General features: G+C 63.1%; 8 protein-coding genes. 7 read left to right on the top strand and 1 reads right to left on the bottom strand.

What is annotated here, in order from left to right:
- The first annotated feature begins 123 nt into the window (after positions 1 to 123).
- The 5 genes from EYQ35_11420 (at position 124) to EYQ35_11400 (ending at position 7287) form a co-directional block, all read left to right on the top strand.
- A complete protein-coding gene (locus EYQ35_11420; protein ID HIF64744.1) occupies positions 124 to 1203 on the top strand; it encodes a response regulator in 1080 nt (359 codons plus the stop codon).
- Positions 1204 to 1232: 29 nt separating this feature from the next.
- Positions 1233 to 1856: a cob(I)yrinic acid a,c-diamide adenosyltransferase gene (locus EYQ35_11415; protein HIF64743.1), complete on the top strand. Its 624-nt coding sequence runs from the start codon at positions 1233 to 1235 to the stop codon at positions 1854 to 1856.
- Positions 1857 to 1862: 6 nt separating this feature from the next.
- A complete protein-coding gene (locus tag EYQ35_11410; protein HIF64742.1) occupies positions 1863 to 2549 on the top strand; it encodes an MBL fold metallo-hydrolase in 687 nt (228 codons plus the stop codon).
- A gap of 247 nt (positions 2550 to 2796) precedes the next feature.
- Positions 2797 to 4887: a CsbD family protein gene (locus EYQ35_11405; protein ID HIF64741.1), complete on the top strand. Its 2091-nt coding sequence runs from the start codon at positions 2797 to 2799 to the stop codon at positions 4885 to 4887.
- 312 nt (positions 4888 to 5199) lie between these two features.
- Positions 5200 to 7287: a hypothetical protein gene (locus EYQ35_11400; GenBank protein HIF64740.1), complete on the top strand. Its 2088-nt coding sequence runs from the start codon at positions 5200 to 5202 to the stop codon at positions 7285 to 7287.
- 122 nt (positions 7288 to 7409) lie between these two features.
- Here the strand turns inward: EYQ35_11400 and EYQ35_11395 are convergent, their stop codons facing one another.
- Positions 7410 to 11045 (bottom strand): pyridine nucleotide-disulfide oxidoreductase, encoded by a 3636-nt coding sequence (locus EYQ35_11395; GenBank protein HIF64739.1) that lies wholly within the window; start codon positions 11043 to 11045, stop codon positions 7410 to 7412.
- A gap of 225 nt (positions 11046 to 11270) precedes the next feature.
- On the opposite strand from EYQ35_11395, the gene EYQ35_11390 reads away from it, so the two are divergent.
- Together EYQ35_11390 and EYQ35_11385 are read left to right on the top strand one after the other, a co-directional pair.
- On the top strand, positions 11271 to 12425 hold the full coding sequence (locus tag EYQ35_11390) for a zinc-binding alcohol dehydrogenase family protein (GenBank protein ID HIF64738.1): 1155 nt from the start codon (positions 11271 to 11273) through the stop codon (positions 12423 to 12425).
- 46 nt (positions 12426 to 12471) lie between these two features.
- Positions 12472 to 13350 (top strand): 3-hydroxyacyl-CoA dehydrogenase family protein, encoded by an 879-nt coding sequence (locus tag EYQ35_11385; protein ID HIF64737.1) that lies wholly within the window; start codon positions 12472 to 12474, stop codon positions 13348 to 13350.
- Positions 13351 to 13376: the final 26 nt, after the last annotated feature.

The following is a 13376-nucleotide window of genomic DNA, read 5'->3' as shown; positions in this document are numbered from 1 at the left end:
CCAGATACTAGCCATAGTCGTTGGATTTCTCCATGAAAAGTCCTTGACCCCGTCCGGGAGCGGGCTTAACCTCTAGGTGATCAAGCCCGCGATAGCATCGCTCGTGAGCGGGGGTGGACAACCTTGAAAGAGCTGCCAAAAGTCTACTTCGAACAACTACTCGAAAACGCCCCCGACATCGTCATAGCGGTGGACAAGCAGGGCACGATAATCTTCTACAACGACGGCGCCGCCCAGACGCTGGGCTACGAGGCCAGCGAAGTCATGGGCGAGCACGTGGCCATGCTCTACCCCGACTCCGAGCACTCGCACGCGGTCATGGACGCCTTGCGTTCGGACGACCACGGTGGTGCCGGACTGGTGAGAAACTTCGAGACGGAGTTTGTCGACAGCAGCGGCCATAAGGTACCCGTGGCGATATCGGGTTCGATCATTTACGACGGACGTCAGCGCGAACGCGGCAGCATAGGTTTTGCCAAGGACATCTCGGCCCTCATTCACAACGAGCAGCTGCACACCCTGGCCGAACTGGCGGTGAGCCTCGCCCACGAAATAAACACGCCGCTGGAAATAGTCGTAAACCAGTCGGCCATGCTCGACCGCTACCTGCACGATAAGGCGCAGGAGGACGACTACAAGGCCGAGCATGAACGGGTTACCTCCATCAACCGCGCGCTGAGGAGAATCCAGTCGATAGTAGAGCGCGTGGGCGAGATGGCCGCCAGCGGGCAGTACGGCACCACCGAGTACCTGCCCGGTCGAACCATGACCGACCTCGGCATGCGGCAGGAGGCTCCCTCCATCAACGGTAACACGGGCAAGAGCAGGCTGACGGGCCGGCATATACTCGTGGTGGACGACGACGAAGAGCTGGTTGTTTCGATGGCCCACCTGCTCGAAGCCGAGGGCTGCCACGTGCTCACTGCCAGCTCCGGGCTCGATGCGCTCAAGCAGGTCGGCAAAGAAAAAATCGACCTCGTGCTCAGCGACGTGGTAATGCCCGACATGGACGGCTACGACTTGCTGCAGGAGCTCAACGCCCGCCACAGCGACCTGCCGGTGGTGCTCATGACCGCCTATTACTACGACAAGGATCACGTCCTCAAGCGGTCCCGGGCGGTCGGTCTGAAGGACGTGATCTTCAAGAAACCGATAGACCCCGACCGTCTCGTCGAGCTCATCGACGCCCGTGTTCGCGCTTAAACGCCGCCGGGGGTAAACCTGTCGCCGCGATGGCGATACGCATAAACCGCGTTTATACCCGTACAGGGGATGATGGACTGACCTCGCTGGTAGGTGGCGACCGGGTTTCAAAGAACCACCCGCGGGTGGACGCCTACGGCGAAGTAGATGAGCTCAACAGCGTACTCGGCCTGGTTCGCGCGTCGCTGGGCAGCACCGGAAAGAACGGCTCGGGCATGCCCGAAGCAGACAACGCCCGCTTGCAGTCGCTGCTCGGGCGGCTGCAGCAGGAGCTGTTCGACCTCGGCTCCGAACTGGCGACGCCGCCCTCGAGTTCGCGACCCGGCTCCAAAAGCATCGGCGACGAGCACATTGCCTGGCTCGAGCAGCAGATGGACGAGCTGCAGGAAGACCTCGAGGAACTGAAATCCTTCGTGCTGCCCGGGGGAGGCGAAACCGGGGCGCGACTGCACCTGGCGCGTACCGTCTGCCGACGGGCCGAGCGCAAAGTAATCGGCATGGCCCACAACGACACCCTGCCCGCTGGCCCGGTGCGCTACCTCAACCGGCTGAGCGACCTGCTCTTCGTCATGTCGCGTTGGGCGGCCAGGAAATCCGGCATCGAGGAAACGCTGTGGCAACACGGCCTCGAAGACAGCCGCAAGGAAGACTAACGCAGCATGAAAGAGGGCCTCTACTTCAAGCAACTCGCGATCGGCGACATGGCCAACTACGTCTACCTGATCGGCGACCAGGCGGAGCGCAAAGCGGTGGTGGTTGATCCCGCGTGGGACATAGACGCCATACTCGAACAGCTCGACAAGGACGACATGGAACTGGTCGGCGCCCTGGCGACCCACTACCACCCCGACCACATCGGCGGCGACATGATGGGCCTCAGCATCGAGGGCCTCGACACGCTGCTGGAAAAACGGCCAGTGAAGATTTATATCCACAAAGCCGAGGCGCCTTACGTGGCCCAGACCACCGGGCTTGAGAGCAGCGACTACGTGGCGGTTGATGGCGAGACCACCCTCGACGTGGGAAAGATTCCTGTTCGTTTTCTGCACACTCCCGGCCACACGCCGGGCTCGCAGTGCTTCCTCGTGGACGGCAACGTCGTATCGGGGGACACGCTTTTCATCGGTGCCTGCGGGCGGGTGGACCTGCCCGGAAGCAACCCCGAAGACCTCTACTACAGCCTCAAGCAGAAGCTGTCGGCCCTGCCCGACGACACCGTCGTTTACCCCGGCCACAACTACGCGACGGACAGCAGCTCGACCATAGGCGCCGAGAAGAAGTCCAATGTTTTCATGCGCTTTGAAAACCTGCAGCAGTTCCTCTCGATGATGGGCGTAGCCGGCTGAGAGGCCGGTTCTGCCAGGTATTCAGGGCCCGGCCCGGGGGCTGTTAGCGACAGCTGGGCCAGCCGTCTTCTTCCCACTTGACCCCGCCCCGATAGATCCACTGCCCGGTCTAAATCGTGGTAAGAAAACCTGTTCAAAGGCCCGCCTTAACCCTTGACATCGCTGGGTCGAGAACATAATCACGTCTTCTGTAAGCGGCGAAAGCAAGGCTTACAACAACGAAAAAGCTAAGGAGAAATCAACTGTTATGAGAACCATAAAAGCACTCTCACTTGCCACACTATTCGCGTTGACGGGCCTGTTCGGCTCGGGCCTGCTCGCGTCAGAGGCCCACGCGGCCATGACCAAAGACGAGGCCAAATGCCGCAGCACGATCTTCAAGACAACGTCCAAGTACCAGGCCGGTGCGTGGAAAGCCGTGGCGGGATGTCACAAGGGCAAGCTCAAGGGCAAGGTCGGTGCCGGCGTTGACTGCAACGACCCCATACAAGCCGACATCAAGGGCAAGCTGGGCAAGGCTGCTTCCAAGATTCGCGATTCGCTGGGTGGAGCCAAGGACAAGTGCGCTGACAAGACAACTGGAGACGCGCTATCCAACGTACTGGCAGTCTATGGCCGCTGCCCCTCGCCCGGTGAAATCACCGACGACGGCGGCGCCACGGACGGCATAGACGATTTTTCTGAACTGGCCGACTGCCTGATCGCGGTCTCGGACAGTCTCATCGGCCTCACGGCCAGCGAGGTCATGGGTGACCCGAATCACGCCTCGCTCAGCAAGGACTTGGCGAAGTGCCAGGGCACGATCGGAAAAAGCACGGCCAAGTTGATGGCAACCATCAGCAAGGAACGAGGCAAGTGCCAGGCCGGGGCCGACAAGGCCGGCGGCAACATAGACTGGACCTGCGGCTCTTTTGACGGCAAGGGCAAGATCGCCAGCACCGGTCAGAAGTTCAAGGACGGCATAACCAAGGCTTGCCTGGGCGACGAGGATACCCTCGACGCGCTCGATTCCTGCGGCGACACCCCCGCCCAGCTGCAGGCTTGCCTCGTGGACACCATAGCCGCCAAGGTGGGCAACGGCATGACAGCCATGCTCTTCGAGCTTCCCGGCGTCTGCCCCAGCGGAGTACAGGTGACCACCTTGGCCGGCTTTGGCCAGCAGCGCACCTCCACCGAGCTCAGCCTGGGCTGGACCGGACTTGCCCACGGCGTCGACATCCTCGACGGCTGGGTAGGCGAAGCCAACCTGGCCTGTGACACGGACTGCGACAACTGCGCAGTGTCAATACTGCCGGTAGACAAGTCCATGGGTAACTGCCGCTGCGACAACGACCCCACCATAAGCTGCGACGAGCCTTTCAGTGCCGAGGACGCAGACGACTGTGGCGCGGGCAACGAGTGCATCTGTCGTTTCGGACCACCCCTTGCCCTGTCCAGTGCCGGAGTACCGGTGTGCGTACTGACCCAGATTGCCGAGGAGCTCACCGGCAGCGCCGACGCCGGCACGGCCCTGGCCAACACGACGATACAGGGCGAGAGCAGCGTGTACACGGGCATCACCGTGACCCAGCCGTGTCCCACCTGTGACGGGGGCACCTGCAACGGAGGACCGCGGGATGGCCTGGCCTGCGCGGTAGACGCCGTACACCCGACCTTCGGCAACAGCAGTTTTGACTGCCAGCCGGACCCGGGCACGCGCATCCCGGGCACCGTAAAGACGGTACTCAACACCACCACGGAGAATTCTTCCCTGGGCTTCGACCTCACCTGCGACCCACCGCTCGCGGCCACTGCCTGTGCCTGCGCGGTGTGCAGCGGGGACAGCACGGTGGCGTGTAATTCAGACGCCGAGTGCGCGGCCGTAGGCGCAGGGCTCTGCGACAGCAACGGCGGCGGCTCGGCGCGCTTTCCCAATGCCTGCCTCGATGGCGTGTGCAGTGACTCGGGCGACGGCGTGCACGGTGTCTGCGACACGAGCCCGACCAGCCAGTTCTGCGACGGCCAGCTGCGCGCCAACGGCGACGGTTACATACCCTGCTCCAGCGACGCTGATTGCGACGCCCTTGACCCGGAGTGCGACGGCGGGGACTGTGGAAACTGCGGCGGTGCTGCCCTGCGATCCTGCTTCCTCGATCCCATCACTGTCTCGGGCGACCCCGGGCTCAACAGTTCGAGCCTGGTTGCAACCTGGTGCACGCCCCCCACCAGCAACTCGGCGGTCAACAACGCCGGCGGCTCACCCGGTCCGGGTCGCCTGGACGTGCGTTTCGACTTCACCGGGTACTGTCCTGATGGAGTCACAGAGTTTGAGACACCGGGCGGATCTAACTGCCCCTGACTGGCGGATCGACAGCGCCCCGACTCGACACATGGCCCCCGCGGTGGTTACTCCACCGCGGGGGTTTTTCTTTGCGTAACAGGGATCATCGGATCCGCCTCGCGGCCAATTCAAAAAAAAAGGCCTTCACCACAACTTTCCCCACCCTGTTGGGGGGGTTTCGCCATTGACACCCCCCCCCCTAATAGACTAGTTTCGCGCAGTGCCCATGTCTCCGAGAAGACTGCTCACACGGCGGAAACAGGAATCCCGCGCTCACACTACAACAACCCTTCCCGGTAATGGGGAATTAACAGAGAGGAGAGAAAATCCATGTCAAGCAAATGGACAGGAGTAGCTGCAGCGGCAATCGCGGCACTGGTACTGGCGTTGGGGGTACCGACAGCGGATGCCCAGATTACCAAGGACGAGGCCAAGTGCCGAGGCACGATTGGCAAGAATGTGACCAAGTACGTGGCTACCGCGTGGAAGGCCGTCGGCGGCTGCCACAAAAGCCGCGACAAGGGCAAAGTGGGTGCGGGCACCGACTGCAACGACCTGGGCCAGGCCGATATCAAGGGTAAACTCACCAAGGCGGCCGCCAAGCTCCGCTCTTCGATAGGCGGCGCAAAAGACAAGTGCGCTGACAAGACCACTGGTAACCCGTTCACCAACGTATTGGACCAGTACGGACGTTGTCCCTCACCGGCCCAGGCCACCGACGACGGCGGTGCTGGCGACGGCATCGACGACTTCGCCGAACTCTCGGATTGCCTCATCGGCCTGGCCGACGCCACGGTTGAGATGGCATCTAAAGAGATCAACGGCCTGCCTGACAATCCTACCGGATTGTCAAAGGACCAGCTCAAGTGCCGTGGCGCCATTGCCAAGAACGCGGGCAAGCTGGTCGCGACAGTGGGCAAGGAGCGCAGCAAGTGCCAGGCGGGCACCGACAAGTCGCTGGGGCCCATTTCCTGGGTCTGCGGCAGCGCCGATCCCAAGGGAAAAATCGCCAGTACGGCGGGCAAGACCAACGACGGTATCGCCAAGGCCTGCGCCCTGTCCAAGGCCGAATTGGACGCGATCGATTCCTGCGGTGACACTGTTGCCCAGTTGCAGGCCTGCGTGACCGCCGACGTGGCTATAACGAACGGTGGCGGCACGGTGGCCATGGCCTTCGAACTGCCCGGCAACTGTCCGGCCAGCTTCCCCGTGCTGTTCAACGCCGGCTACGGCGCCCAGCTCACCAACTCCGAGCTGGATTCGGGATTCAACGGTGGCGCCCACGACGTGGACATCGTTGACGCCTTCCAGAGCGCGGTGCTGACCGCCTGCGACGGCGACTGCGCCAACTGCGTGGTCACCGAGGACCCGTCACCGGGCTACTGCCGTTGCGATAACGACTTGACCACCACCTGCGACGAGCCCTTCGTGGCCGACGCCGATGATTGCGGCGGCGACACCTGCAACTGCTTCTTCGGCCCACCGCTGGCGCTGTCGAGCTCGGGCACCCCGGTCTGCGTGATCAACGAGATCACCGGGCCGCTGGACTGCAACTGCGACGGGATCACCGGCGAGTGCACTGGCGACTGCAAGATCGGGCTGACTTCGCGCCTGCACCAGGGCATAGGCCAGACAAAGCCATGCCCGACCTGTGAGGGCGGTACCTGCAGCGGCGGGCCCCGTGACGGCCTGGCCTGCACCGTGGACGCCACTCACCCCGACTTCGGACCCGGTGCCATAGAGTGCCCCCCCGACGCGGGCTCTAAGATCAGCGACCTGTCGATCGCGCTCAACCTGAACCACGGAGTGGCCAGCTTGCCGTTTGGCACGCAGTGCGACGCACCGCTGGCAGCCAGCAGCTGCGCCTGTGCAGTATGCAGCGGCGACAGCACGGTTGGTTGTAACTCCGACGCCGAGTGCACGGCCCTGGGTGCCGGCACCTGCGACAGCAACGGTGGCGGCGCTGGGCGCCTCCCCAACGGCTGCGCCGCAGACGGGGTGTGCGGAGTTGACCCGGACGACCCCAGTGGCCAGGAAGGGATCTGCACCAATGCTGCTAACGTGGTTACTTTCTGCGACGCTCAACTGCGTGCCAGCGGCAAGGGTCTTATTCCCTGCTCCAGCGATGCTGACTGCGACGTGCTCGATTCGGAGTGTGACGGAGGCGACTGCGGCGACTGCACGTTGGTGCAGGGTCGTGACTGCTACCTCGATCCTATCGAGGCAGCGGGTGACCCCAGCCCCTACGGCGGCGACATGGGAGCCATATTCTGTGTGCCGCCTACCGCCAGCCCGGCCGTGAACAACGCCGGCGGGTTACCGGGGGCAGGCAGGGTAACGATCAACTTCGACTACCACGGAATTTGCGACGACGGCGTGACCGCCTTCGAAGCGCCGGGGGGATCGAACTGCCCGTAACGCCCGGCTCTATTGAGCGTCAGCCCCCCGAAAGGGGCTGAACGAACGACGCCCCCGCAGTGGACCAACCCGCTGCGGGGGTTTTTCTTTGCTCGTGTTTTCCGGACCGCTACCCTTAGGGCTCAGGCGCGGGCGATGTCGCCGGCGATGAACAGGTGGGTCAGCCAGGCGTTGGTGAGCTTCTCGAGCACGCCGTTGGCACGCAGGCGATCGTTGAGGTTGGCAAAATCAACCCGGTCAAGTCGCTGGTCCTGGTTGAAGCAGGAGAACACCGGCGGCAGCTCTTCACCGGTTTCGGGATCGATGTGCTTCTGCAGGCACTGGGCGCAGATCTCTTTCATCATGCACTGCATGGTGGAGTTGATAGACCCCAGGGCCAGCAGGTCGGGCGACAGGAACTTCGCGTGGCTGCCACGCACCGCCTGCGCCACGGCCGACATCATGCGATCCGAGCCGATGGCTATAAGCCTGGAGGCCTCGGCAACATCGATGAGCGGCTCACCCATCTCGCCCTTGGCGTAAGCTTCGAGAGCCTGCAACACGTTGCCCACCGTGCTGCGATCCTGGTCACGGCGGGGCTTTATAGGCTCGCCCTGGTCGACCGACCACACCACCACGTCGGCGGCAGCCTCGATGTCGTCCACGTGGTAAACATCGTCGGGGCTCTTGTAGGCCGCAAAATAGATGACCTTGTTGCCGCGCTCGCGCATGGCACGGCCGATTGAAAACTGCACAGCGTTGCCAAGGCCACCGCCGAAAAGGATTATGGTTTCGCCCGTGGGTATCTCGGTAGGCGCGCCGGTGGGTCCCATGAGCACCAGCGGGGTGCCCGGCTCCCAGGTGGCACACAGTCGCGAGCTGCCCCCCATCTCGAGCACTATGGTCGAGAGCAGTCCCTGCTCTCGATCGACCCAGGCCCCGGTGAGTGCCATGCCCTCGGCGGCAAGCGTGGTGCCGTTGACCTCGGGGGCAAGCGTCTCGTAGTTCTGCAGGCGGTAGAACTGCCCGGGCTCAAAGTGCCGGGTGGCAAAAGGCGCCTTGACCACTACCTCGATGATATTGGAGGTGAGCCTTATGACTTCGTGCACGCGCGGCATCAGACCTTCTTCGAGCCGAGCGGCCATAGTGTCCCACTCGCTCTCGCGGACGGGTTGGTCGGCGGCATCGAGTCCGGCTATCTCGTCGGCAAAAAGATTGACTATCTGCGGGTAACCGTCGCGGGCCGAGGCCATGGCCTTGACCACGTTGCCGGCATAGTCGGGATGGTTGTCGCCGAAGTAAGAAACCAGCCGCTGCGGGCCACCTTCGGCGCCGGACGTATGCGAGGTGAACACCCCGGGCTTGCCCTCGAACGGCTCGTCGACCACGGGGTAGGGAGACGGCCCGTCCTGGCCTGAACCGTTCTGGCTGGCGCTATCCTTCTCTATCCGAAAGCGCTTGAAGAACCTGCCGCGTTCATCCATCTCGAAACTGCCCGGATGCTCGCGCTCGTAAACCACGTTGGGCGAAGTGCCGGCGGCGACAAACAGGGCGCGGGCGGGTAGTTTCACGGTCTCTCCCGTGCCGGCCCAGCGACCGTCAACCCCTTCCTGCTGCTCGAACAACAGCCCGTCAAGCGCGCCGTACTCGTCCTGCAGCGCCTCGGTGGGGCTGAGCGTCTCGGCGTACCAGATGCCTTCTTCCAGCGCCTTGCTCACCTCTTCGTGGTTGAGCCTGTAGGCCGGCGAATCGACCAGGCCCTTGCGGTAGGCCATCGTCACGCCACCCCAGGACCTCAGCAGTGGTACGAAATTGGGCAGCTCACCGGCAGCCTCGGCGCGGCCTCTCTCGGCTCGGATCGCGCGGCCGTGCTCGAGAAACTCATCGAGTATGGCCGGCTCTTCATCACCAAAATATAACGCGCGTACGGCTTCCTCACCGTTTTCTTCAACAAGGGTCTCGTAGCGGTCCAGCGTCTTCTCTACCTGCACCGGGTAGTAGGCCATGACCTCGGTGCTGGTGTCTATTGCTGTCAGGCCTCCACCCACCACCACCGCTGGCAGGCGCACCTGCAGGTTGGTCATCGATGATTTCTTCTGGGCACCGGTCAGCTGCAACCCCATCAGGAAGTCAGACGCCTTACGCACGCCCCTGATGAGATTGTTCTTCATCTTGAGCACCGTCGGCTTGCCCGCGCCGGTGGCTATGGCGACGTGGTCGAAGCCGAGCTCCCAGGCGTCTTCAATCATCAGGGTGCCGCCAAAACGCACCCCACCGTAAGCCCTGAACCTCGGTTGCCGCGACAGGCACGCACGCATGACCTGGAGAAAGTTCTTGTCCCAGCGCACGGTGATGCCATACTCGGCCACGCCGCCGAAACCCATGAGCGGACGCTCGTCGAGCTCCTCGTAGAGTTCCGAAAAATCGGCTACCGGTTCCGGCGCCGGCCCACCCAGACCCTTGGGCAGGGGTTCGAGCTTGAGGCCGTCGACACCGACCACGCCGAAACCCTCTGTCAGCAGGTAGTGGGCAAGAGTGTAACCGGCGGGCCCGAGCCCCACCACGAGCACGTTGCGCCCGTTGTAAGGCTTGGTCTGCGGGCAGCGACGGTTGATGGGATTCCACCTGCTCAGGAGGCTGTATACCTCGAAGCCCCAGGGAAGGTCGAGCACGTCGGTGAGCACGCGGGTTTCGATCTGGGGGATGTTGACCGGCTCAAACTTCTGGTAGATGCAGCCCTTCATGCAATCGTTGCATATACGGTGACCGGTGCCCGGCACCATGGGGTTGTCGATCATGATCAACGCCAGGGCCGCGATACTGTCACCCTCGGCCTGGCAGGCGTGCATTTCCGAGATTTTTTCGTCCAGCGGGCAACCGCCGAGCTCTATGCCAAGCGGGTTACTGGCCAAGTGGCCGTCCTTGCCGAACACGCCCTTGCTGCAGGAGTCCTTGTCGCGGGCGTGGCAAAGTATGCAGTAGTCGACTTCGGACATGACCTGCTTGCGATCGTAGCGACGGTCGGTGAGTTCAAAGCCGTCGCGACGACGCATGCTGTCGGCGGGGCCTTCCATGAGCCACGGCCGCTCGGGGTCCGGATGCTCGAGCTCCACGAGCTGGTCGAAGTCGATTTTCTCGGGGGTCTTGAAGCTGGCCCAGCCCGAGGTCAGCGATTGCTGATCGCCCTGGCTGGAGCGAACGCGACACCATAGGGCCGCATCGCCGAGAAACTTATCGGCCAGCGCTTCACCCTCGGCGCCCCCGGATGACCAGGAGTCCAGCGCGTCGATGGTGCCGTGGGCCGGCGAGTCATCCGGATCGGCCAGCAGGTCACAGACGAGGGCAGAAAAAACGAGCTCAGCGTGGGCCGTGGTGGCCCCCGCCCCTGATGCGAGGTCGAGCACGACCTGGTCAAAAGCGTCGGCGTCGAAGCCCTGCAGATCATCGTCGGTGATTTTCTTTACACGCTTGCCGAGAAACTGCTTCTTGAACTGCCACAGCGGGCCCAGCTCTTTGACGCCTTCGGCCAGCTCGCCAACGGCCGCTTCTATGCCGAAAAGCTGCGCAACGAAGGTCGACTGGCTGCTGGCCATCTCGACCAACAGGTTGCTCTCGTCTACGGCCGAGATCTCGGCACCAGAGCGGTACTGCTCAAAACGGGCCGCTAGCCCGGCGTCGGCCGCCGCCAACCAGGAGTAGAAGCGCTCGCTCAGTTCGGCCAGGCGGGCCGGGTCGAAGAGGTCCTGGTAAGAGAATCCATCGATCTTGAGTTGCAGCATATAAGTGTAAGTCGATCCGTAAGGGGTATGCCTTTCAGGCTATACGGGCGACGCCAGCGGCAGCGGGACGGTACCACCCGCTCTTTCTAAGGGCAACAGCAAACAGCGGCCCCAACCGCATCCCGGCGCGCGGTTTGCCCCGGCCGTTAGAGACCGTTAGTTTTCTCGATTCGTCGGTGACCGGCCCCGGGGCGGCGCGACAAGACTCAGCGGAGCAGGCAAAGCATGGCAGTAAAAACCGAGGCCTGGGTACTACACGCAGGCGAAAAAGGCGGCAGCCCGGTGAGCACCGAGCTGGTACGCGAAACTTTTGAATTCGACGAGCCCGGCCCGCAGGAAGCCCTGGTGGAGCCGCTTATTGGCTGCATGGAAGGCAACATGGGCCACGCCATCGAGCGGCGGCCGATAGATATCTGCCTGGCCCGCGGCGAAGACCGCGTGGTCATAGGCAACGCCGGCGTGGTGCGCGTGGGCAAGGTTGGGGACGAGGTCAGCACCGTCAAGGAAGGCGACACCGCCATTCTCTTCTGCAACGGAAAGGCCGATGCCCACGGCTACCCCGAGAGAATCTTTGCCTACGACGCCGAGGGCAGCGTGGGCATGCTCGCGAAGCAAAGCCGCTTTGGCCAGTCGCAGCTCATCCCCCTGCCCAGCAACACGAAGTACTCGTTGGAGCAGTGGGCCGCGTTCTCGCTGCGCTACATAACGGCGTGGTCCAACTGGGAGCTGGCCTACGGCACCCTGCGCTTGCTCCTCAACGAAACCGACCTGCCCAGGCCGCGGGTGTGGGGCTGGGGTGGCGGCGTCACCATGGGCGAGCTCGGGCTGGCAAAACACGCCGGCTGTGATGTCACCCAGGTGGCTTCCACCGACGACCGCCTGGCCATGATAGAGGCCCAGGGCATTCGCCCGGTTGACCGCCGCGAGTTCAAGGACCTGTATTTTGACAAGTCACGTTTTCGCAAGGACGAGGACTACACCAAGGCTTACACCGCGGCCGAGAAGACCTTTCTCGCCAAGGTGCGCGACATTACCGACGGCGACATGGTGAACATCTTCATCGACTTCGTCGGCGCGCCGGTGTTCAGGGCCACGCTCAAGGCACTGGCGCGTGAGGGCGTGGTGACCACGGCGGGCTGGAAAGAGGGCATGATGATTGAGCTGGTGCGAGCCAGCGAGTGTATCGCCCGCCACCAGCACGTGCACACGCACTACGCGCGTTACAGCCAGGGCGTGGCGGCCGTGGCCTTTGCCGAAGAGCACGGCTGGCTGCCGCCTGCCGACGAGCACGTTTACGGCTGGGACGAAGTGCCCGACCTCTTCAAGGACTACAACGCGGGCAACACGGGATGGTTCCCGGTCTACCGCATCAACGACTGAAGCGCCCCGGGCTGAAACCCACGGAGCAAGCGAGGAAAAAATGGCGATTTCAAAAGTAGCAGTACTGGGTGGCGGGCAGATGGGTGCCGGCATAGCCGAGGCCATAGCCTCGCGTGGCGTAGAGGTCGTGCTCGTCAAGGCGACCCCGGGTCCGTCGGACGCGGCCAGGGCCGGGATCGAGAAGGGGCTGGCCAGACGGGTCGACAAGGGCAAGCTCGAGCAGGCAGACGCCGACGCGGTGTTAGCGCGTATAAACTTTACCGACGACCTGTCGCAGGCCGCCGACGCCGACCTGCTCATCGAGTCCATTGTCGAAGACCTCGAAATCAAAAGAACGCGCTTCGCCGAGGCGGACGGCATCCTCAAGGAGGGGGCCATACTCGCGAGTAACACATCGACCCTGTCTATCTCCGACATGCAGGACGCGGTGTCGAGAAAAGACAGGTTCATCGGCCTGCACTTCTTCAACCCGGCCACGATGATGAAGCTGGTCGAGGTAGTAGGCACCGACTCCACCGACGCCGCGGTGCTCGACGAGGTCGTGGCTTTCGTCGAACAGATCGGCAAGACACCGGTACGGGTGAAGGACGCCACCGGGTTTATCGTCAACCGACTGCTCACCCCTTACATGGTCGACGCCATCCGTTGCCTGGAAGCGGGACTGGCCGACATCGCCGGCATAGACGCGGCCATGCAGCTGGGAGCCAACCATCCCATGGGCCCGCTCGCGCTGGCCGACTACATAGGGCTGGACATCGTCTGCGCCATGGCTGAAAACCTGCACGAGACCTTCGGCGAACCCACCATGGCACCGACCCCCTTGCTCAAACGCCTGGTCGAAGAAGGCAAGCTCGGGCGCAAGTCGAAGCTGGGCTTTTACGACTACTCCGAGCGTCCACCGGTGCCCAACCCCGACCTCCCCTGAAGAGGCCAGGCAGCTTTTTTGACACA

The sequence above is a fragment of the Candidatus Binatota bacterium genome (assembly GCA_012960245.1).
GTDB lineage: Bacteria > Desulfobacterota > Binatia > UBA1149 > UBA1149 > UBA1149.
This window is presented reverse-complemented; position numbering and strand designations above follow the sequence as displayed.